Raw genomic sequence first — 21,807 nt, 5'->3', positions numbered from 1 at the left:
CTAATACTCACTTAAGCCGTGGGTATTAGTGAGTTAAATTGTTAATCTACAGAATTAATCCACTCTTGTGAAAGATAAAGAGGCACGTTTACCATCCATTCTTGTTTTCTAAATCCTGACATCGAAAAACGGCATGGTTTGAGGTTTTGGTTTTCTTCAAACACTGTTCGAAGGCTCTTGGATTTAAGGTTTTCTTCTGCTTTTACTTCTATTGGATATATTTCATCCTTCTGTACTATAAAATCAATTTCAAGCGGTGAGTTTTCCTTTGAATAGTAATAAATCTTTAAATCAAGCGCTGTAAGTTCCTGTGCAACAAATTGTTCTGTAAAAGCTCCCTTGTATTCAGAAAAATAATTAATTCCAGTGAGTATCTCCTTGGATGTTACATCAGCCATTGCACCAAGCAAGCCAAGATCAGAGATAAAAAGCTTGAAAGCTCCAGTGTCTTCGTAAAATTTAAGTGGACGTTGTATCTTGTTCGTGCGGACTATCTTATGTAGAAGACCGGCATTTATTAACCATTGAATGGCATTCTCAAATTCTTTTGCTCTTGCACCCTGTTTTAATGCACCATATATAAACTTTTTATTTTCTTTAGCTAATTGTGAAGGTATTGAATTCCAAACCATCACAACCTTTGGAAGTATATCTTCAGGAACATGTTTTGAAAAATCCCTTTCATAATCTGAAAGGATTCTATTTTGCAGCTTACGAACTTCCTTAAGATCTTGTTTAGTAAAATAGTTATTTACAATTTCAGGCATTCCGCCAACATAATAATACTGACGGAGTAGATCAGTTAGTTTCTGTGACATGGGGGCCAATTCTTCCCAATTATGACTTTTTATCTGTTCCAGTAACCCATTATTTCCGGAAGCTTCCAGAAATTCAAGAAAGGTCATAGGGTATAGTTTTAATTCCTCGACCTTGCCCACAGGATATCCAGTGCCGGAATGTAGCTTAATACCAAGCAGACTCCCCGCAACGATTATGTGATACTCAGGTGCATCTTCTGCGAAATATTTGAGTGAAGTTAAAGCAAGAGGAGACTCCTGTACCTCATCAAGTATTATGAGCGTAGTTTCAGGAAGTATTGTCTCTTTGGTAATGGATGAAAAAGAACGGATAAGACGTTGTATATCATAATCATAAAAGAGTGATTTCATTTCTATTGTTTTATCACAGTTTATATATGCAACATTTTTGTATTCGTTCGCACCAAATTCTTTAAGAATCCATGTCTTTCCAACTTGTCTTGCACCATCTAAAATCAAAGGCTTTCTATCATGAGAGTTTTTCCAATCTAATAGTTTTGAATATATATTTCGCTTCATCTATGACCTCATTAATACGTACATATAAATTAACCATTATATAGATACTACATTTAAATGAACGAAAGGTCAATGTATTGTAACATTTTTATGAATGAATAATGGCAGATAATAACATAATGATGAACGAATAATAACGATAAATCAACAAAAACATGAACGAAAGATCGCTATAGCGATGGAATAAAAATAGACACCAATGGAATAAATTCAGACAGTCCGGACACAAAGCAGACAGTTCCGGACTTTTTTACACCCATTCACGACTAAAAGTCGCCAATCACGGACATATTCATGACAGGAACAGGCTACGCCGGGTAGAAATAAATAATTATTGATCAAAAAATACTTATATGAGCAGATCTCCTTCCATAATTGTTATACAGCAGAAATTTATTAAGCGTTTGCAAAGGCAGAAAGAAGGACAAGATGATTGCTTTTATCAATGTTGCGGGATGTATGGACCGCATAGGAACTACCACTCAGGCAGTACAGCTTACAAGGTTCATTAAATCCATGGACTATGATGTAGCATACATGGAAATGAACGACAAGAATTACATTAAGAACACCAATAACGTTTATTCCGATTATGAAGAAAAAGATACAGGAATTATAAGCGTACAGGGTATAGATGTGATCCCAAGGCATAAGTACATTGATATAAAGAAAGGCGGCTCAAATCTCGATTTCCTTATTATCGATCATGGCTGTGTTAATGACAAAAGATTCGACAGAAAGGAATTTCTTCACGGAGGAATACCTATCCTCGTTGGTGGTATCAAAGCAAATGAATTAAGCGAAACAGAAAATGCTCTACGTGACAATGAAATGCAGAAAGCATTCTTCGTGTTTTCTTTTGTTGAAGAAGGGGATAATGAAGAACTTCTTTTGAATATGGGGCGGAAAAAGGACGAAACATTCTTTTCTCCCTACTTCCCTGATCCGTTTGTACAGATGAACGAATCTAAAGAAGACTATTTCCAACAGGTAATGAGTGCCGTCATGCTGCGCGTTGAAAGGGGCTAAAAGATGAGATATAAGCCTATCCTAATGACGAGGATCGAAGAAGAAGAGAGGCAGTTAAAAGAAAATCTTCTCCTTAGCGAAGAAGCCGGAGTTATACGGTCAGCTGATAATATTGTTGTAAAGAAAAAGAATGCCGGAGATTACATACAGGAAATCTCCAACATTTTCTTTTCCGCTGTTTTCCTCATGCTCGTATTCGTAGGGCTGCTTGTTTTACTGAATCCTACATCGAGAGAGATACTGCTCAATATCTTTACGTTTTAAGCATGAACGGTCATGCGCTGATTCTACATGGAAAAAAGCTTTGGAATAATCTGAAGCCATATTATTCCCATAACAATACAGATTATACCCATAAAAAACCACCAGACACGGTGTATATAGGCCTCGTGATCATTATCAGAAATAAAAATCTTGTAGGAATTCCCAATCACATACTTCTTAGTGGAGGAAATATGGTTAACTGTATAGGTTCCCATGTCTTCGTCAAGTTCAAAATCTAGGGAATAGTAGTTCCGTCCTTTGTAGGTACTATGTCTTCTTATCCTTACAAGTCTTCCTTCTGTTTTAATATGATGCGTAATGACTGAGTAGGATTCATGTAGTCCAAACCATAGGGTTAATCCACCCATTAGTGCTGATAAAAGTGTCCCTCCAAGCACCGCATTCTTTGTAAACATTGAAAAAGACAGCGCAGAAAAAAATGTCCCGATGGCAATATATAAAATCTTTTCTTTTGTGTCAAAACCCTGCTGAAAAGGATAGTAGTAGAACAGTGCTCCTACAGCTCCAAACATAAGGGCAACACAGTAAAAAATAATCATTTCCATTATTAAATATCCTCAGATCTAACAAAGAATGTGCTTAGATTACCATAAAGGTCTCAGAAATAATATTGGCATTATGGAGAAAAGGAATCAGACTTCTTTCTATCAGGTTTCCTTTGTGATAATCTAACTACTATTAAACTATGGAAATAACTCAAACTGATGGAGATGTGACCTTATGGAATATATAGTGCTAGGACTATTCTGCATAAGTCTTTTGCTTTGTATATCGCTGAATATTTCAATAATCTGTGCTCTTTTGGCAGGGCTTATTCTGTTCATGCTTTACGGAAGACATAAAGGATTTTCCTGGAAGTCTCTAATATCCATGGCTATCAATGGGATCAAAACCGTTAGTAATATATTGATTACTTTTATCCTTATAGGTGTTATGACCGCTCTTTGGAGGGCTTCAGGAACCATTCCTTTTATTGTCTCTAAGGCTTCAACCCTTATTAGACCATCCATTTTTCTTCTTATGACTTTTCTTCTTAACAGCGGACTCTCGGTTCTGACCGGAACGTCCTTTGGTACTTCGGCAACAATGGGAGTGATCTGTGCCTCCATGGGTTCCACAATGGGAATAAGTCCGATGCTGACCGGAGGTGCTGTCTTATCCGGTGCTTTTTTCGGCGACAGATGTTCTCCGGTCTCAACAAGTGCATTGCTTGTTGCAGGAATCACCGGAACAGATATCTATAAGAATATCCGAGGAATGATCCGTACTTCCTTAATACCTTTCATTGCAGCTTGCGTTATATATTTTGCGATAGGTTCATCCGTTTCCGCTGAAGGTCCCATTGTGGATCTAAAGGATCTTTTCTCTGCATCCTTCCAGCTCGAATGGATTACAGTCATTCCCGCAGTCACCATTATGCTTCTTAGCATTTTACATGTTAATGTTAAGATTGCCATGGGACTAAGCATACTTTCCGCAATACCTATCTGCCTTTTTGTACAAAATATATCTTTCATTGAGATATTACATACTGCACTAACAGGTTTCACTCCAAAGGAGGAGGCTCTTTCTTCCATGCTTAGCGGTGGAGGAGTGCTTTCCATGCTGAAGAGCGGATTAATAGTCTGCATATCATCATCTTATTCAGATATCTTTAATAGGACAGGGCTCCTTGATAACGTAAAACATTCAGTTTCCTCCCTGGCCGGTAAAACTAACCGCTTCACTGCATTATTCTGTTCCTCAATTGGTTCAGCTATAATTGCATGCAACCAGACCCTTACAATCCTTCTCTGTAATCAGCTTTGCAGCGGACTATATAAAGAAAAGGATAAACTCGCCGTCGATCTGGAAGATACGGCAGTCGTTATCGCACCATTAATTCCATGGTCAATCGCCGGTGCTGTTCCTTTGGCCACAGTAGGTGCACCATCAACAGCAATATTTGCTTCATTCTATCTCTTGTTACTTCCTATTTACAGGTTACGTTCGGCAAGGTATGAGAAAAACTGACCGAACTAAAATCGACACATACTTCAAAGCTAAACAAATGAAATACTATTCCACATCTGGCTCCTTTTAGCGGAGTCAGATTTTTTTTACAAAAAATCTCGAAAAAAAACTAATAACAAAAGAACCCCTCCCATAATTAGAAAGTACGAAAAAGAGAGAATAAATTATCGAAATATAGGAGGAGAAGCAATGGGCAAAGCATATAAGTCATCTTATTTTAAATATCCTGGAATTCTATTTAAAAGAATGATGACGGGCAAGAATATATTACCCAAAGTGCTGATAGCATTATTCATTGTGATATATTTATTGACCGAAATACTATCGCCAATTAAGGCATATGCGCTTAATTTTGACAGCAGTACCGTGAGCGTCAGAAACGACGGCGGTGATTTCACATTCTCAGCATCGGATAAAGGGTCTGGCTGGGTCCGCGTAAGAATGACGGGACAAACCCCGGACTATACTGATTGGAATAGTACATTTACTTACGAGTCAAGATGGTCTGGTTTATCCATGTCATTCGGTTTGATCACACCATATTATTCAAATTATTATGATGAGGTAGTATACGGTAACAACACAAGCTACAATAGCCCTCGTGATAAATCTACTACTGAAATGAGGCATTCCGGAGGAAAATACTCAAGCAGTAGCGGTTCAGGATACACATTCCTTAAGGGCGGTGAGGTTACATTTTCAAGTGGAAGTGGAATTAAATCCTTTTCAACCAAAACAACCTGGGAGCACTCAGGCACAAGTTCTTCCTCGACAGAAACAAAAAGGGATTACTTAAACTCAATGAGTGGTCAGTATGAAGTAATAAGCTACAAACTCACCAAAACATCTTCACATAGATATAGTGGTGAAGATTACGCTACCGGTTACAGCTATGATATTACAGTTGACGTAAAAATAAATAATGGCGGTAAGAACGGTGTCAGTTTAACCCCTGTGTTCTATGTTGTTGGATATGCTGAAGGCGCCACAAAATCCAAAGGTGAGTATTATGACAAAATACTGTGGGAGAGCTCACATATGGCAACAGCCGCCGAAATGATGAACACGGTAACTGTCACATTTAATGGAAACAATGGCTCTGATGGCGGCACCGTCACAGGATCACCAAATGAAACCAAAACAGCACCTAAATCAACCCGCACAGGATACAACAGTAACGGTTGGTATACTGCACCATCTGGCGGAACATTTATAACAGCAGATGATGGAACATATACACAGCCATCTTCAGATGTAACCTACTATGCTCAATGGAGCCCAATTAACTATACAATCAAATTTAACGGTAACGGCGGAACTGTAAGCTCAGAATCTCAGACTAAGGCTTATGATTCTACCCTCGGCACACTTCCTACCGCAGAAAGAAAAGGTTATGACTTCAAAGGCTGGTATACCTCATCAATAAACGGTACAAAAATTGCCTCGAGTACAAAGGTTTCAGGTGACGCAAACTATTATGCTCAGTGGTCACCAAGATCCGATACACAATATAAAGTAGAGCACTATCAGCAAAACGTAACCGGCAGCGGATATACGCTGGCAGATACTGAAAGTAAAACAGGTGAATCAGATTCCAGTGTCACACCATCAGTAAAGACATATACAGGTTTCACATCACCTAAGACACAGACACAAACGATCTCTGCAGACGGTTCAAGAGTGTTTAAGTACTACTATACAAGAAATAAGTACCCATTTACTCTCGGTACGGACACAGGCGTAAATACATCCGGATCAACCGTGACAGGAAGCTACTACTTTGGTCAGACAATCACACTTAAGGCAACTCCTTTAAACGGATATAAGTTCGACAAGTGGTCTGACGGCAATACAAACCAGAGCTTTACATTCACAATGCCGGCACAGGCTGTGACAAAGACTCCAGAAGTACACCCAATCACTTATACAATCACCTACAATCTGAACGGCGGAAGGATTAATTACAAGAAAGTATCATACAATGTTGAGACTCCGACCTTCTATATTGAGAACCCGACAAAGAAGGGCTTCTCCTTCTCTGGCTGGACCGGCACAGGAATCTCAGGTGCAACAACAGATCTTTCCGTACCTTTAGGTTCATACGGAAATAAGACCTTTACAGCAACTTGGGGTAATGGTGTTTATACAATCAACTTCGATGGTAACGGACATACAGGCGGTTCAATGGATGCTATCACCGTAAAATCCGGAGAAAGCGTAACACTCCCTCAGAATGGATTTGTAAAGGATGGTTACAGCTTCGTTGGATGGTACACCACAAAGCAGGACATGTTCGGTACATTCTACAAGAACGGGGCAACAATAACAGACCTTACAGAGTCAGTTACACTCCGCGCACAGTGGAAGAAGATCCGTAACACTGATCGGGAGCCTTACGATAATCCATCAGGCGGTGATGATGGTAATGGTGGCAATAGTGGTGATGACGCAGAGATCATCCCTAACGATGAGCTTGGATACTTCGGTACAGCTAAGAGAACAAACGAGATTTCAATCCGTACAACAAACGGCATGAAGGACAAGAAGCTGACTCTTAACTACAACTACTGATGCTTAAATCTGAGAATGACATTCAAAAGGATGTGAACTATCCAGAGAAGACTATTAGAAGATATTAAAATGGTAAATGGAGATCATTTGCCATTACAAGATTAGCAAAGACTATGCAGTATTTATGTTTACTGTTCTATTGGTTGATTAAAAAGGTGCAACTGTTATAATATTTACCTAAACATACGCAAATATTATTGAATTGCGGAGGATAAGGGTGATATTTTCATATGCCGAGAGTATAAATAAATATGGCTCCAAGTACCTTGTAAATAAGGCTGTTAAAACAGGACAGCTTTATAAACAGGAAAGTGGTATTTATTCTGATAAAGAGTATGTGCCGGCTATTGCTGTAATAGCCAGTAAATACCCGGATGCTATTTTTACGATGAACAGTGCTTTTTACTACTATGACCTGACGGATGTGATCCCTGAAAAATTTTATTTGGCTACAGACAGAGACGCCACGAAGATTGCAGATAAAAGGGTGGTCCAGATATTTGAGTGGAAAGACCTTCTTGAGCTTGGTTTGACATCAATGGAGAGAGAGGAGTGTTCCATACGTATTTATTCCAGGGAACGTCTTCTTGTTGAACTGATCCGGCACAAGAAAAAAATACCGTTTGACTATTACAAGGAACTAATGCGAAATTACAGGGAAATAATATATGATTTGGATATCCCTGCCATTGAAGAATACGCATATAGAGTTCCAAAAACATCCATGATTATGGAAACACTTCGTTTGGAGGTTTTATGATTGATATCGATGCAATGATAAAGAAATAGAAAACGGGTATGGCGATACCAATGCTCAGGCCAAGGTATGCCAGGACCTTATTCTTAAGGCAATAGCAAAGAGCTCGCTGAATCGTAATGTTACCATCAAGGGCGGTGTTGTGATGCGGAGCAAAACAAAGAATGTTCGTAGAGCAACACAGTATCTGGATCTTGATTTCATCAGATATTCTTTAAGTGACGATTCAATAGATGCATTTATTTCCAAGCTGAATTGCCTAGAAGGCCTAACTTTCAAAAGAAAGGGAAAGATAAAAGAAGACTAACCACAATTAGTGGTTGAAGATATGGTTATTCTTCAATAATGTAGGAGGTTGTTAATGATAGCAGAAATAATATGTAAAGACTGTAATTCTGAGACATCATTATATGGATATGTTGTAAGAGATGATCTTAAATATACTAAGCTGGCATATTTGCTTGATACAAAGCTTAAAACAGAAGAGGACTTCAATATTTGGCTAAAAAACAAAGAAGAAAATGGCACAGCTTATTACAAAGAGGACAAGTTTATAATTGATGGAGAGGAAGTTCTTGACGAGTTTCAGCGATGGGAACAAAATGGTTGCGTATGTCCTGAGTGTGGTTCTAAAAATTGTTATTGGCTTTAAGGAAGGCGAGAGTGGATTTTTCAACTACTTTTTTCGGATGCCCTAAAAGAACTTAAACAGCAGGATTATCATGGAAAAAGAGTATACATAGAGATAACAGATTCTAAAGGGCATTCCATAGAAAACAAGATGGATCTCGGAGTTCACAATAAGCTTGATATAGAGCAGGATGAGTTCTGTTTTGACATTGCATATGATGACGAAGGTGCCAGTCTTCTGATTAATTCAAATGAGCAGATGATAGCAGAAAAGCTGAAATCTCTGCTTCGATTTGGAACTCTTTCATCCAGATATAAGGACATCTTCGACATTTATTATCTAAGCCATCATGTTAATAAATCTACTATGAAGAAGTGCTTTAAAACCTTCATTTTCGATGACCCCAAAATGAGAGAAAAGGACCTTAACGGAATATTAAGGAGGCTTGAAATGATATTCAAAGACAAGCTGTATGTCAGTCACTTAAATTCCAATGAAGTAAATTGGCTCGAAGAGGATGTAGATACCGTTCTTAGCGGGATAATAGCTTTTATTAAAAAATCATGACTTATTGAACTGTATATCCGCAAAATATATTTATTTGCGGATATACAGATTATTTAATGATACTTTTAATCCTTATGATGAAAATTAATTGCAGAACAGAGACTTAATTAACTTTACGTAAGCAGTAGATCGCATGGTCTACTGCTTTTTTCTAGGCAAAAAACGCTACTATAACACACTTAAAAGCCTGACTATCTTTAGGAAGTCAGGCTTTTCTAAAAAAATACTAAGAAAAATTTCTCAGAAATACTAATATGCCCCAAATTCTTCCCATAATTACTGAGTAGAACAGACAAGAATTTATTTTTCATAGAAGGAGTTTTAAAGATGAGGAAAAATATTGCAGTAAAACTTGCTGCTACAGCTCTCTGCCTTTCCATGATGGGAATACCTGGAAGTGCCCCTGCATACGCCGGCACAGTAGATGCAATCCTTAAGACTGGTGGAATCCAGATTGGCTTGGAACAGAAGATGCTTGATGAAAGCGGAAACAGAGTGGATCCGTATGAGGTCAGTCTGCACCCTACGGAAGAAGTATCATATATCGTAAGCGTAAAGAATGACTTATCACCGGCTTATATAAGATTAAAGCTTAATTACACCGGCGAATTTGATGGTATTGATGACACTATGTTAAGAGGTGTTAGCGATGAATGGGTTAAGCAGGGTGATTACTGGTATTACACAGAGCCCGTTAAGACCGGTTCTCTTACCGATTTCTGTACTAGCCTTGTAATGCCAGAATTCCCCGAGTCAACTGGAGTTCCCGTATCAGTGAGCGTTGATGCCGATGCCGTACAGTCTGCAAACTTTACTCCTGACTTCACATCCACATCCCCATGGGGTGATGTAGAAATACAGTCCCACGCATCATTTGGTGATTCCGTAAGATCTGATTCAGGTGATTCAGGTTTCCATATCAATTTTGAGGACATAGAAGATGGTGAGATGAATGAGTCAAACGATCTTTTCAAGAATTTCCGATCTCTCATGCCTGGAGATACTGTTTCAGAGAAAATCACCATCAAGAATGAGTATAACAGACCTATTTCTATCAGACTTTCATCTGACAACAATGATAAAGATACTTCCTTAAATAAATGGATAAACGTTGAAATAAAACGTTTAAGCACCGAAGGCACTGATGAAAAAGTTGTTTATTCGGGCCCTCTTTACGGTGATGACTTAGAAAAAGACATAAACCTCGGCATAATTGGCAAGGACAGATTCCAGGAGTACTTAGTAACTCTTTTAGTTGATAAGAATATGCCTAACTCTACGATGATGAAGGATTACTCTGTTTCATGGGATATTTATTCTAAGAATACTACAAGTGGTGGATCCGGAGGCAGCGGTGGTCCCGGAACCGGTTCATACGGAATAGACACAACCGGTCCATCAGTACTAGGAGTAGCCCGTCCCGAAGAGATACCTCAAATCATCCAGAATCTCCCATTCTCAGGCTCGATTTCACAGATAATCGGTGACATAAAGGCAAACTACAGACCGGGCGCAAAGGATTCAAAGGGAAACAAGCTCACCTCAAATGATACATCACTTTTAGGAAAAGACGGTATCTACTACGCATTCAGATATGGTGAAGACGTAAAGGGAGCTGACAGGGACATAGCCGGAAACTACAAGACAGGAGACGTGTTCCCGTTTGCAATGCTTGAAGGTATCTCAATTATTGGATTCTTTGGACTTTTGTTCAGTGGAAAAAAGAAGAAAGGTGAAGGAAATGCGTAAATTAGTGACATTCATATCAGTTGGCGCAATAGCTGTAAGTAGCTTATCAGGAACTCTGACAGCCCAGGCTAATACAAACAATCAAGTTAAAACCACCGCAGAACGTTACAGCGAGATGGAAAAAGCTGCAAGTTTCGATACTTCAAAGGTTTCTGTAAACAGAATCACACATTCATTTGCGCAGAAAACCGTGTACACCACATTCGATAAAGAAAAAGATCCAAAGGAAATACTGGATGATCCGGTTCTTATCAATGACATACCATTCATAGTAAGCAATACTGAAGCTCCTACCCTTATATCACAGGAAACAGTAGATCCGCTTGTAAAGACAATAGTTACGGATACGTTTCTTGGCGAAGAGACAGACGAATCTAACCAGCCATTCCCTTCAATTTCCGAAGACGGCGTTAAGTATAACCTAACATCAAAGACTCTGATTGAGGGCGCTGTCAAAGACAGAAAAGAGCATAAGTCTTCAGAGGTCACATACACATCTGTAGAAGATAAAGTTAAGGTCCCTGAGAAAACAGTCATAGAAATGTCTGATAAGGCATCCGGTAAGGAATTTGAAGCGACACTCGACCTTGTAAAAGAAGAGGTACTTAAAGAATACTGGGACAACGACTTTGAATTCCCCATAACAGTATCAGGCTACGGCGATGCAAACGTATTTAACCTTAACGGAATAGAAATACCGGCAGATGCAGAACTTATCAAGTATAAGGACGAATTCTTAAAGATGCTCGACCTTAGCACAAAGGCCTATGAGATTGAATCCATAAAGTGGGACGGTGAAGCATACATGGTTAACGGAAACGCCATGAGAAATGCTGTTGCAAAGGGCAGAAAGTACGTAAAGGACATAAAGGCTATTTATGAATCAGACGTACCTCTCCCCGCAATGCCTGAGAAGTCATGGAGATGCACATACACAGAAGAATTCCCGGAAGGTAATACTCTATACACCATGGTCACAAATGCCACCTACACAGTTGATCCAACAGTCGCTAAGTCAAGAGGCGGTCTCTTAGGCGTTCTCGATTCCGTAGTTGGTACCATTACGGCAGCTTACAGTGCAGTTATTGAATCCTTCACTGAGAGACCTATTGCCACAACTATACCTCTCGTTCTTGTCGCTGGACTTATTTCTATCTTTGTAACGAGAAGGATGAAGGAGAAGAAGCTTATGGCTGAAAATACTGCAGGTAATATTTAAGTAACCTCAATTTACACTTGCTTGTTCTCGATAATCTTCAGAAGATCAAAACCATAACCTTTTATGGTACTAAAAAAAGGTCTAAAGCATTCACGTTGATTTTTATTGATTTACAATTGACATAAATCAATACAGTTGATATATTATTGATGTCAAGATTGACATAATTCAATATCGCATCAATCAAGGAGACAGATCATGATAATTAGTACGCAATATACCGAGAACGGAGTTGAAAAGAATTTTGACCATTTAGCATATGTTGAAAAGCTCAAGGAATCGCATTACAGCGAATTAAAAAACTTGATCAGAAAGGCTATAGGCCTAAGAACTCAGGCAGGATTTGCCAAAGAAATCGGCATGAGCAAGGAATATCTTAACAGGATCCTGAAAGAGGGAAGTGACATACTCCCCTCAAACAGAATGCTTGAAGAGATCAGCAGACATACTCAGGATAAATCCGTAACACTCAAGGAGCTTCTCATTTGTGCAGGAAGAACACCGGCTTCAGAAAGACTTGATGACAGGTTAAAGACACAGACAAGACCCAGCTTGGTTTCTGTAGATGATAATATTAATGATGTATATACATTCAAAAAGAACATGGTCGAGTTTCTCATAAAGGAACGCGATAAGAAAACAAATCTTTCTCCAAAAGAGTACACCGAAAAGATCATGTCTGAGTTTATTGGACAGGTAAAATATTCTGCATTTGATTTTGAATGCTTTTACAATGAATGTGATTATAAACGCATGGAAGATTGGACCCTAGACTGCAGCGAGGAATGTGATGAATACGCAAGAGACAGATTTGGATCATCCACAGTTGTAAAGGGTTATGTTACAGCTGTTGTCAGCAAGAGACGCAATCCTGATGAATGGGTAAGAACCAAAGTGGATTTTGCATTTATCTTTAAAACTGATGATGAGTCAGATAAGCTTATTGTTGTAGATACTGACTGGGACATTCCTCAGCATATAATGGAAGAACCGGAGTTTATAAAAATAAATGTAGAAAACACTTATTCCCTTAAGGATTATTTAGAGGAAGAAACAAACCCACCTTATATTGAAGTTATCACACCTGATACTGTCTGAAACAATTTAATCCTTCTCATATCCCTAATATGGGAAGGATTTTTGTTATCTGAAAAATCCCCTTCCATAATTAAATTATCAGAAAAGCTTATCTTTTATCGAAAGGGGATAACTACATATGATTACTGCAAAAGAGTACCAGACAAGAACAGAATTCAAACCTCTTAACAGTCCTTCCGTTGAAGGAGTTACTATCATTGCTACGGATATAGGCTACTCCGGAGTTAAGACATATTGTGAGAGCGGGGTATTCTGCACACCTTATTATGCGAAGGATTTAGGAATAAATCCGGAAATGCTGAGCGGATCGTTAAGTCCTGAAGAAATACTGTATCGGGATGCAGAAACAAAGCACATCTGGCGAGTTGGGAAAACAGCCCAGGCGCTTGTAAGCCAGTCAGATACCAATGATTGTGATGGAGAGCTTGTATCGAGATACAGGTATCACACCACAATGTTTAGAATCTCTTTGGAGACAGCCATAGGTCTCGCACTTATTCATAACGGATACCGTGAACCAAAAGATCTTAATGGCACCATTGCAATTCAGACAGGACTCCCACCTGCATACATCGAGGAGGATACAGAGCTTATAAAGGATGCATTCGTAGGTAAGCACAGATTTTCGCTTAAAGTTGCAGAAACCGGCCAGTATGTACAGTTTGATTTCGAGCTTACAAGTGGTTGCGTTGATGTAATGTCACAGCCAAAAGGTACTCTTATGAACCTTATGGTTGACGATAATGGAAATCTCGACAGCCTTATCAAGACATTTTCCGAAAACGGAGCCATTCTTGATATCGGATATGGGACACTTGACTTCTTTGAAATAACCGAAAGATCCATTTCCAATAAGGAATCTTTTACAAAATTCTCAATGAATTCAGTACTTAAAAAAACATCTGAAAAGATAAAAGAAAAATTCGGGGTGAAGCTCAGGGCTTCTGCTATGCAGAACTGCCTTGAAACCGGAAAAGTAAGAGTATGTAAAAGAGTCAAAGGAAGACCACCCGTGATAAAGTCCGAAGATTTTACAGATTTACTTCAGGAAGCCAGTAGAGAAATATGCACTGAGGCAATGGAACAGGTGACAAATACATTCGATTTCTCAAATTATAAGTATATCGTAATCACAGGCGGAACCGCAGCTGCATGGGAATCCTACATTAGAGAGTATTTTGCCGAAATGGACATTAAACTCATACGTGGAGATGAAAACACAAACATCGGCATGACATATTCTAATGTCAGGGGATATTACTTCAATCAATTAACAGCACAACGGAAAAGGAAAGCAAGGTGTGCCTAATGTACCTACCGATTAGACTACATGATAATGGTGACCATGTTCTGGTGGAACTATTTACTAATTATAATGTTTCGGCAAGTATATTTCTCGATGCGCTGTATGCAGAACTTAAGAAAATTCCTCTTCAGTTCGGTATGCCACAAAAAAGAGAAGGAGAATGTCCTATAAGAACCCGTTTTACATTGGGTATAAATGATGATGAACTAATAGACTATATTAATGGGATAACACCCGGATATCGCAATGAATGTTTAAAATTCATCCTTAAGGAACACATATGTCTTTTCCGTGACTATGTATTCTATAACAAAAAACCAATCGAAACCACTGATGGAAGATATGTTGATTTTCCTAAGGATATTATGGAAGAAAGCGGGAAGAAAATAAAAAGAAGGTGGGAAAAAAGCACATTCTGCGATCAGACAGAGGGCAAGACTGTAAGTCAGAACGTCGAGATTAACATAGATACTAAAAATATCATTGAACTAACAAATGAAAAAGCAGTGTCAAAATCTGATATTCCACATATCTATCAACTAGTTTCGGGTAAAGAAACAAATGATAAGCGTAAATTCTCAGATAATTCTTCAAAACCTAAAGCAGATGTGAAGATCGTTTCCGATGAATCTTTAGAGGAAGACGTTGAACACAGCGAGGCTTATCTGGAAGAAGGCCGTAGAATGCTTGATGAATATCTGAAAGAAATCAGAGAAAGTATAAATAATGATGATACTCTTATACATTCACCTAAAACAGCTACTACAGCAAACACAAGTGTTACAGAAACCATTACTGAAAACAATAAGAGCACTGATTTCGACCAGGATGAAGCACAAGAAATATATGATGTATTCTTTAACTCGGATTGTTAACATGAAACAACATATAAAATTATATGCTGCGTGTTCGTTGTGTCAGACATATATTGACGCGAGAACGTGCACTGAGTAAAATAAAACGCGATTTAATATGAGTGGGGGTTAAAAAGAAGTATTATGTACGATAAGAGAACAGAATTCGAAAAGCACATCAAAAACAAACTTGAGGAAATCCGAATACTTTGTAACAGGGCCAGAATCCCTTTTGTTTTTGTAGCTGCACTTTACGATGACGATGAGAAAACAAAATATGCAAGCTATATTGATGCCAACGATGGTGACGGAAGAGATATGGAAGGTTATGCATGGAACGGACTTGCTCCAAGAACAATGGGATATGAGTTCACAGATAAGGACAACCGCATAGTTCAGATAGCAAAGATCATGAACGGAGAGGTTGCCGTACCAAACGGAGACAAGCAGCGTGCAAAATTTGAAGTAATGGAGTCTCTAAGCTCAAATCTCGGTGATGAATTCAAATCCATGTATGACTTGAAGGATGATGGTACCATTGATGATGACTTTGATTCTGATGGCGACGATGATGACATGGATTTAATAGAAGATGAATTTGATGATGAATAAGAGCGTATAATTCTCCTGATTAACGCGTGATACAGCCACACATGCGTGGCTGTTTTTTTGTGAAAAAAAGGAATTTCATAAGAGTTTTATGATGATGCTTGCTTTGGTATATACCACGATATATACCTAATCACAGGACAGGAGCGTGAAGATTTATGAGATATATGTTGGACACCAACATTTGCTTTTATGCGATCAAGCATAAACCGGAGAAATTATTTCAGGAGTTACAGAAACATAAATCATCCGAAATCTGTATTTCATCTGTAACATATGCAGAATTGGTACATGATGTAGAAAAAGAGCACAGCTGTTGAGAAGAACAGTCTGGCATTTTCCCTTATGCTTGCAAATATTGAAATAATGGATTTTGATGTCGATGCCACAAATTACTATGGAAAAATCAGAGCTGATCTTGAGAAAAAAGGAACCCCGATAGGTTCTCTCGACATGATGATAGAAGACCATGCCCAGTCGCTTGCTTACACTTTGGTAACAAACAATGTCAGAGAATTTTCCAGGGTTGAAGGCCTAAAGATTAAGAATTAGATTGAATGATAGATTTAATATATTAGGCAAATAATGTGCCGTTCTGATATTGACACCCAAATATATGTTTGCTATTATATTAAGCATATTAAGACTAATTGAATCCAAATGTACGGCGAATTAATGCTATTGAGGTATCAACAGAAGCAGTAGACACATATCCAAGATACTTCAAAAATGTGCAAAAGAGGTAATAAAGGATATGGAAAACTCACTATATATCGAGCATATAAATACCCACGTAGAAGAAATTGCCGAATATGTTAACAGTTTTTTTGAAGAACGCAAAAACTTTATCCGTGCTCAGCTGATTCGGGAAATACGAAAATATATTGAATCTCCAGTAGAACACTATGTATGGAAATCTGATGGCAATAAGTACGACCACTCGGGTATCCTGGTTGAAGATGGTTATGTATCTTTAGACCAGACAGTAACAGATTTTCTTGAAAATGAGTACACTGGAGGCAAAAAATCAACGCATATGAGTGGGATGGGATGGAGTTATCCTACTTATGGAGATGACCTTAGTTATTTGACCATCGAGCTTGGTTCTGAGTTGATGTTTGCGGCTATCAGAAATTATTTGGAAAACTCATTTTCAATAGTATTGTCTGATCAGGACTTTTTAAAGATTCAGGAAGAATGCTGTGATTTCGATGATATTTATGATAACTGTAAGGCGTCCGATTTTTTCATAGCAGAGCCTGTCATTGAATTTGTCGGAATAGGAAACTATAGATTGATTGATATTATGCTAAAGGCAAAGACACATGTTAGACGTTACAGATAATCGCCAGACAAACTACATCATCATTATATAAACAGATTTGCGGAGAGTACGAGTGTACATTCCGCAAATACATCCTGCATTTTTTCAAAAATCCTCATTAAATACTTCAAAATCCATAAATTCACCCTTATCTGAAAAATCCCCTTCCATAATTGTTTTATCAGTAAGAAATAACATAAAACAGGAAGGGAGACAGCGATATGATTCGCTTCGGAAAAAAGATCAGAAAAAGTGTTTCGGCCCTGGCAGCTGTATCAGTGCTTGTAAACACTGTACTCACGGCCATTGCCGATAACTCAGGAAGTATTAAGACAGTTTCAAATAACGGCATCACATATGTCACAGGCATCACATCAGGGGACACCGCAGACGGAGTGCTTGTTATACCGGACGACCTTGGAGAGACAATATTCCTTGGTGATCCAAACGGAACAAAAACATTCCTTGGAAACAATGATGTGAGTACCCTTGTCATTGGAGACAATGTTTGGGGCGTTACAAGCTCAGCTTTTACATATGCCGACGCATTAAGCACCATAATAGTACCCGAGACCAATACTTCATTCGTGGCTGCGGCTGAAGGTCTTTATGGCTATATATCCGATAATAATTATTCCCTCATTAAGTACTATTCCGGTAATCCCAGACAGGATTTCGTCATGCCGGATTACACAACTATGGTGATTAGCGCTGATGATGCGGAATTTGCAACCCTGAATCTTAACAGGGTTGCAACGGTATATCCACTTACCTTTGCGGGAACAAGCATAGATACACTTGTCTTAACAAATGATGTCACAAATGCTGCGGCTGATGTTGCTGAAAGCTCTGATATCCTATACGGCGCAAAAGTTGGAAGTTTTATGGCATCAGGAGCATTTCAGACAAACTATGACGGTTCGATCCTTTCAAAGAATGGCCGTATCATCAAATTCTCAGAATATGCGGATTCAAGCGTAGATGTATCAGGATATACAAGTATTTCTCCATTTGCTTTCACAAGTATCTCCCAGTATAAAGACATCCGTGGTAATCTTCCGGATGAGATGATTAAGGATGTAGTGTTCTCATTCTACGATCAGGGCGAAGCTGTTTTCTATGTAAATGATGAGATAGGCTTCTGTTATAACTATGACAGATGGATGCCTGGACGAGTTAATAACAAGAACGGATACACCCTTTCAACAAGTGGACTTTCTGAAAGCCAGTATAACAATGTGAAGAAACTCATGTACTACGGTGTTCCCAATGACCAGACTGGGCTTTTTGAAGATGTATTCGGTATAAGCTATGATTCTGTAAAAGGTTCATTTGAGAATGGTGATGCGGCTCTTAATGTTGTATCAAGCCTTTTATATAGGTTCATTACAAATGGTGCACATGAACCATCAGAGACAAAGGGCATTGACGGATATGTCTTTACCGAAGCAAAGGTGGCGGCTTACAGAAATTCACTTCTCAGCGCCATTCAGAATGATACTGCAGAAAGCGGAAATGTATCATTCAATGCGGATGAGGATATCGTATTCTCACTTCAGGATGACGGCACATATATGTCAAATGAAGTAACTGTGACAGCTTCTGATGATGCTGATCACACGCTTAAGCTCACAACCGAGGGCATTACGGTAAGCGGAAGTGATGAATTCTCAACAGGCACAAAGATCTGTTTTATAAGCGATTCTGAGCCTACAGAGATTAAATTCACAACTGAAGACGTTGCACTCAGCTTCTATGTAACTGATTCAAAACACCAGAACGTACTTACTTCATCAACAACCACAGTAGAGCACACTCTTACTGTAAAGGAAAAAGAGGAAGAGGAAGTATATAACGAAATCCCGATCTCAAAGAAGGATGCCACAACAAAGGAAGAACTTAGCGGTGCATTCCTTGTGCTCTATGACGAGGATGAAAACGAAATAGATTCATGGATATCCGACGAAGAACCTCACCTTGTATACGACCTTCCGGACGGAACATACAAGCTTGTTGAATCCATCGCACCGGAAGATTATAGCGTTGCCGAAGACGTGACTTTCGAAGTTAAAGACGGAAAAGTAAAGAAAGAAGTTGTGATGTACGATGAGAAGATTGAAAAGATTGCAACATCCTCTGAAATTCCTATCTCAAAGCAGGATATCACTAACGGTAAGGAGCTCCCGGGAGCGGAGCTTACACTCTATGACGAGGATGGCGAAGTAGTAGAGAGCTGGACCTCAAAGAAAACGCCACACATCATGAAGAATCTTAAGGACGGATTCTACACACTTGAAGAAATAACTGCACCTGAAGGTTATGATCTTGCAGAGGACATTAAGTTTGAGGTTGTCGACGGAAAGGTTGCCGAAAGCGTCATCATGTATGATGCACCTCTTAAAGAAGAGATTGCATCATCATCAGAGATTTCAATCCGTAAGACAGATATTACAAACGGTAAAGAACTCCCCGGAGCAAAGCTTAAGATCACAAACGAAGATGGGGAAGAGGTTGAATCATGGACTTCTACAGAGAAACCTCATGTAATTAAGAAACTCAAAGACGGAAAGTACATACTTGAAGAAGTTACGGCTCCCGACGGTTACGAGATAGCAGAGTCCATCGAATTTACTGTTGTCGAAGGTGAAGCACAGACAATAGTAATGAAGGATGCTCCCACTAAGAAAGAAGAACCGGAAGAGAAACCTGAGAAGACAAAGGTTGTTCTCCATAAGAAAGACTTTACCACCAGCGATGAGCTGCCTGGTGCAGAACTGATGATTGAAGACTCAGAAGGAAACGAGATCGACAGCTGGATATCTGAAGAAGAACCTCACGAGATTGAAGATCTTCCGGACGGTACCTATTACCTCATAGAGATTACAGCTCCTGACGGCTACCTTGTAGCAGAAAAGGTTGAATTCAAGGTATCATCCGGTAAATCCGTAGTAACCGTTACAATGAAGGATAAGAGAGAGCCGGAAGAAACAGTAATGGAAGGCACGCCCGAAGAGACACAGCCGGAAACAGAAGTTCCTAAAGAGACTCAGCAAGAAACTGAGGCTCAAAAGGAAGAGAAAAAAACAGAGACTCCTACATCTCATAAGTCAAGCGACAGTCATTCAGGAGGTGGCGGCGGAAGCTATGTAATAGGCCGAGGACTTGAGTTCAACAAAAGAGCAGAGACACCTGATCTTGTCACTACACAAGTGGATACTCCTATTACAGCTGATGTTCCTCAGAACGTAAGAGTTCTTGCAGCAAGAAGGACTCCCAAGACCGGCGAGAATAGAAGTATGACAACTCTTTTGAGCGCTGCTGTGTTTATCACAGCGGTCTATGGATTCCTGAAGCCTGAAAAGAATAAGATTTAACGGACTGTCACTGTGAACATTATTGCTTTAATATATCCCATATGCTATATTAAAACAAGCAAGGGAATGAAGTTCTCCCTAAGTAAAATTACTTGAACCGCTTACTATAGCTGATGACTTCTGCGTTTATTCACGCAGTAGTTGTCAGCTTTTTTGATATCACAGGAGGGTTAGGGTTTTATGTTACTCAGTATTTCGCTTATTTTTATTTTAGGAATGTCTCTTGGTTTTATTTGCAGGAAACTAAAGCTTCCAAGTCTTATTGGATTACTGATAACAGGCATTCTGCTGGGACCCTATGTACTGAATCTTATAGATGGAAGCATTCTTGGGATATCTTCTGATCTTCGGAAAATAGCTCTCATCATAATCCTGACAAGAGCAGGACTCGGCCTCGATGTATCAGGACTGAAAAAACTCGGAAGACCTGCTTTTCTGATGTGCTTTGTGCCTGCAACATGTGAGCTCATAGGAATGCTTATTCTTGCTCCCGGATTGCTCGGACTACCTCTTCTTGACGCTGCAATTCTCGGTTCTGTGCTTGCTGCTGTATCACCTGCTGTTGTCGTCCCCAGAATGGTAAAACTGATGGATGAAGGTTATGGAACAGAAGAAGGTATCCCTCAGCTCATCCTGGCGGGGGCATCTGTTGATGACGTTTACGTTATAGTACTTTTTTCGACATTTTTAGGCATGGCTCAGGGACAGGGGATTTCACTGACAAGTTTCGTAAACATTCCTGTATCAATATTTCTTGGCATAATCATTGGACTCCTGATAGGTTCGGCTCTGGCATTTTATTTTAAAAACGTTCATATTCGTGACACCATAAAGGTACTGATCATTCTATGCATATCTTTCATTCTTGTTTACATGGAAGACTCAATGCATACACCGATAACCTTCTCTGCACTTATTTCGATAATGTTTATCGGAATAGGACTGCAGAAGAAACGAAAGATCGTTGCGGAAAGACTGTCAAAAAAATATGAAAAGCTCTGGGTAGCGGCTGAAGTATTATTATTTGTACTTGTGGGAGCAGCAATCAATATTTACTACATAGGAAACGTCGGACTAAGAGCAA

Annotated in this window: 19 protein-coding genes, 1 pseudogene and 1 riboswitch; of the genes and pseudogenes, 18 read left to right on the top strand and 2 right to left on the bottom strand. The window is 39.1% G+C overall.

The features are described 5' to 3' along the window. Positions 1-41: 41 nt before the first annotated feature. Positions 42-1,337, bottom strand: a complete 1,296-nt coding sequence (locus BLV86_RS12735; RefSeq protein WP_090818070.1) for an ATP-binding protein — start codon at positions 1,335-1,337, stop codon at positions 42-44. 429 nt (positions 1,338-1,766) lie between these two features. Here BLV86_RS12735 and BLV86_RS12730 point away from each other — a divergent pair, with 429 nt between their 5' ends. Continuing rightward, complete coding sequence (locus tag BLV86_RS12730) at positions 1,767-2,366, top strand: hypothetical protein (protein ID WP_090818068.1); 600 nt, start codon at positions 1,767-1,769, stop codon at positions 2,364-2,366. Positions 2,367-2,369: 3 nt separating this feature from the next. Continuing rightward, complete coding sequence (locus BLV86_RS12725; protein WP_090818064.1) at positions 2,370-2,630, top strand: hypothetical protein; 261 nt, start codon at positions 2,370-2,372, stop codon at positions 2,628-2,630. A gap of 23 nt (positions 2,631-2,653) precedes the next feature. Here the strand turns inward: BLV86_RS12725 and BLV86_RS12720 are convergent, their stop codons facing one another. Continuing rightward, positions 2,654-3,196, bottom strand: coding sequence for a hypothetical protein (locus tag BLV86_RS12720; RefSeq protein ID WP_090818061.1), 543 nt, complete (start codon positions 3,194-3,196; stop codon positions 2,654-2,656). A 175-nt stretch (positions 3,197-3,371) separates the two neighbouring features. Here BLV86_RS12720 and BLV86_RS12715 point away from each other — a divergent pair, with 175 nt between their 5' ends. The 16 genes and pseudogenes from BLV86_RS12715 to BLV86_RS12645 all read left to right on the top strand — a co-directional run. Then, on the top strand, positions 3,372-4,664 hold the full coding sequence (locus BLV86_RS12715) for a Na+/H+ antiporter NhaC family protein (RefSeq protein ID WP_090818058.1): 1,293 nt from the start codon (positions 3,372-3,374) through the stop codon (positions 4,662-4,664). Between the two features lie 189 nt (positions 4,665-4,853). Then, positions 4,854-7,235, top strand: a complete 2,382-nt coding sequence (locus tag BLV86_RS12710; RefSeq protein WP_090818055.1) for an InlB B-repeat-containing protein — start codon at positions 4,854-4,856, stop codon at positions 7,233-7,235. A 217-nt stretch (positions 7,236-7,452) separates the two neighbouring features. Further along, a complete protein-coding gene (locus BLV86_RS12705) occupies positions 7,453-7,995 on the top strand; it encodes a type IV toxin-antitoxin system AbiEi family antitoxin domain-containing protein (RefSeq protein ID WP_090818052.1) in 543 nt (180 codons plus the stop codon). 142 nt (positions 7,996-8,137) lie between these two features. Beyond that, positions 8,138-8,299 (top strand): hypothetical protein, encoded by a 162-nt coding sequence (locus tag BLV86_RS17910; RefSeq protein WP_175456550.1) that lies wholly within the window; start codon positions 8,138-8,140, stop codon positions 8,297-8,299. Positions 8,300-8,353: 54 nt separating this feature from the next. Further along, complete coding sequence (locus BLV86_RS12700) at positions 8,354-8,644, top strand: hypothetical protein (RefSeq protein WP_090818049.1); 291 nt, start codon at positions 8,354-8,356, stop codon at positions 8,642-8,644. Between the two features lie 15 nt (positions 8,645-8,659). Then, positions 8,660-9,190, top strand: coding sequence for a nucleotidyl transferase AbiEii/AbiGii toxin family protein (locus BLV86_RS12695; protein ID WP_090818046.1), 531 nt, complete (start codon positions 8,660-8,662; stop codon positions 9,188-9,190). 327 nt (positions 9,191-9,517) lie between these two features. Next, positions 9,518-10,939: a hypothetical protein gene (locus BLV86_RS12690; protein WP_090818042.1), complete on the top strand. Its 1,422-nt coding sequence runs from the start codon at positions 9,518-9,520 to the stop codon at positions 10,937-10,939. After that, the gene (locus BLV86_RS12685) at positions 10,932-12,158 is read left to right on the top strand and encodes a hypothetical protein (protein ID WP_090818039.1); all 1,227 of its coding nucleotides are present in this window, start codon (positions 10,932-10,934) and stop codon (positions 12,156-12,158) included. The genes BLV86_RS12690 and BLV86_RS12685 overlap by 8 nt, the downstream gene beginning before the upstream one ends. A 198-nt stretch (positions 12,159-12,356) precedes the next feature. Further along, positions 12,357-13,256, top strand: a complete 900-nt coding sequence (locus BLV86_RS12680; RefSeq protein ID WP_090818036.1) for a helix-turn-helix domain-containing protein — start codon at positions 12,357-12,359, stop codon at positions 13,254-13,256. A gap of 118 nt (positions 13,257-13,374) precedes the next feature. Then, on the top strand, positions 13,375-14,565 hold the full coding sequence (locus tag BLV86_RS12675) for a ParM/StbA family protein (protein ID WP_090818033.1): 1,191 nt from the start codon (positions 13,375-13,377) through the stop codon (positions 14,563-14,565). Further along, positions 14,565-15,437: a hypothetical protein gene (locus tag BLV86_RS12670; RefSeq protein ID WP_090818030.1), complete on the top strand. Its 873-nt coding sequence runs from the start codon at positions 14,565-14,567 to the stop codon at positions 15,435-15,437. Before BLV86_RS12675 ends, BLV86_RS12670 begins: the two co-directional genes overlap by 1 nt. 123 nt (positions 15,438-15,560) lie before the next feature. Next, positions 15,561-16,028, top strand: coding sequence for a hypothetical protein (locus BLV86_RS12665; RefSeq protein WP_090818027.1), 468 nt, complete (start codon positions 15,561-15,563; stop codon positions 16,026-16,028). 155 nt (positions 16,029-16,183) lie between these two features. Beyond that, positions 16,184-16,577: pseudogene (gene vapC, locus BLV86_RS18685) on the top strand (type II toxin-antitoxin system tRNA(fMet)-specific endonuclease VapC). Between the two features lie 202 nt (positions 16,578-16,779). Next, positions 16,780-17,370: a hypothetical protein gene (locus tag BLV86_RS12655; protein WP_090818024.1), complete on the top strand. Its 591-nt coding sequence runs from the start codon at positions 16,780-16,782 to the stop codon at positions 17,368-17,370. Positions 17,371-17,570: 200 nt separating this feature from the next. Continuing rightward, entirely contained in the window at positions 17,571-20,723 is a 3,153-nt protein-coding gene (locus BLV86_RS12650) for a SpaA isopeptide-forming pilin-related protein (RefSeq protein WP_090818019.1), read from the top strand. Between the two features lie 53 nt (positions 20,724-20,776). Then, a riboswitch (Fluoride riboswitch) is annotated at positions 20,777-20,853 on the top strand. Between the two features lie 50 nt (positions 20,854-20,903). Continuing rightward, positions 20,904-21,807: cation:proton antiporter domain-containing protein (locus tag BLV86_RS12645; RefSeq protein ID WP_090818017.1), on the top strand; the 904-nt coding region annotated here is incomplete at its 3' end.

Origin of the sequence: Oribacterium sp. KHPX15, from assembly GCF_900107835.1 — a bacterium.
GTDB lineage: Bacteria > Bacillota > Clostridia > Lachnospirales > Lachnospiraceae > Oribacterium.
The sequence above is the reverse complement of the archived record's forward strand: the minus strand, read 5'-3'. Positions and strand labels throughout refer to the sequence as shown.

Bases quoted from the DNA above. Each gene is read 5' to 3' on its own strand.
- BLV86_RS12735 (WP_090818070.1), bottom strand. From the start codon at position 1,337: ATGAAGCGAAATATATATTCAAAACTATTAGATTGGAAAAACTCTCAT.
- BLV86_RS12730 (WP_090818068.1), top strand. From the start codon at position 1,767: ATGATTGCTTTTATCAATGTTGCGGGATGTATGGACCGCATAGGAACT.
- BLV86_RS12725 (WP_090818064.1), top strand. From the start codon at position 2,370: ATGAGATATAAGCCTATCCTAATGACGAGGATCGAAGAAGAAGAGAGG.
- BLV86_RS12720 (WP_090818061.1), bottom strand. From the start codon at position 3,196: ATGGAAATGATTATTTTTTACTGTGTTGCCCTTATGTTTGGAGCTGTA.
- BLV86_RS12715 (WP_090818058.1), top strand. From the start codon at position 3,372: ATGGAATATATAGTGCTAGGACTATTCTGCATAAGTCTTTTGCTTTGT.
- BLV86_RS12710 (WP_090818055.1), top strand. From the start codon at position 4,854: ATGGGCAAAGCATATAAGTCATCTTATTTTAAATATCCTGGAATTCTA.
- BLV86_RS17910 (WP_175456550.1), top strand. From the start codon at position 8,138: ATGCGGAGCAAAACAAAGAATGTTCGTAGAGCAACACAGTATCTGGAT.
- BLV86_RS12700 (WP_090818049.1), top strand. From the start codon at position 8,354: ATGATAGCAGAAATAATATGTAAAGACTGTAATTCTGAGACATCATTA.
- BLV86_RS12690 (WP_090818042.1), top strand. From the start codon at position 9,518: ATGAGGAAAAATATTGCAGTAAAACTTGCTGCTACAGCTCTCTGCCTT.
- BLV86_RS12685 (WP_090818039.1), top strand. From the start codon at position 10,932: ATGCGTAAATTAGTGACATTCATATCAGTTGGCGCAATAGCTGTAAGT.
- BLV86_RS12680 (WP_090818036.1), top strand. From the start codon at position 12,357: ATGATAATTAGTACGCAATATACCGAGAACGGAGTTGAAAAGAATTTT.
- BLV86_RS12675 (WP_090818033.1), top strand. From the start codon at position 13,375: ATGATTACTGCAAAAGAGTACCAGACAAGAACAGAATTCAAACCTCTT.
- BLV86_RS12670 (WP_090818030.1), top strand. From the start codon at position 14,565: ATGTACCTACCGATTAGACTACATGATAATGGTGACCATGTTCTGGTG.
- BLV86_RS12665 (WP_090818027.1), top strand. From the start codon at position 15,561: ATGTACGATAAGAGAACAGAATTCGAAAAGCACATCAAAAACAAACTT.
- BLV86_RS12655 (WP_090818024.1), top strand. From the start codon at position 16,780: ATGGAAAACTCACTATATATCGAGCATATAAATACCCACGTAGAAGAA.
- BLV86_RS12650 (WP_090818019.1), top strand. From the start codon at position 17,571: ATGATTCGCTTCGGAAAAAAGATCAGAAAAAGTGTTTCGGCCCTGGCA.